A 239-nucleotide genomic window follows, 5' to 3' on the forward strand; every position below is an offset into this window, starting at 1 on the left:
GTTTTTGCTGTACGGAAATTCAGCTTTCTCGCCGCCTCTTGCTGCAAGGAGCTGGTAATGAACGGAGGCGCAGGATTCCGCTTGCGCTCCCGCTTCGTTACTTTCCGAACGACATACGGCTGATCCGCCATCCTTTTATAGACTTCCTGAACATCCGCCTCTGACTTCAGTTCAATTTTTTCGTCTCCATAGCCATAAAATTTGGCTTCAAAGTCTTTTCCGTTGCTGTTGAGCTTGCT

The 239-nt window shown here is 48.5% G+C and carries 1 protein-coding gene; it reads right to left on the reverse strand.

What is annotated here, in order from left to right:
- On the reverse strand, positions 1–239 hold a 239-nt coding region (locus SB773_RS34350), incomplete at both ends, for a DNA topoisomerase (protein ID WP_410594997.1).

The sequence above is a fragment of the Bacillus sp. SIMBA_074 genome, assembly GCF_046534555.1.
Classification (GTDB): Bacteria; Bacillota; Bacilli; order Bacillales; family Bacillaceae_G; genus Bacillus_A; species Bacillus_A mycoides.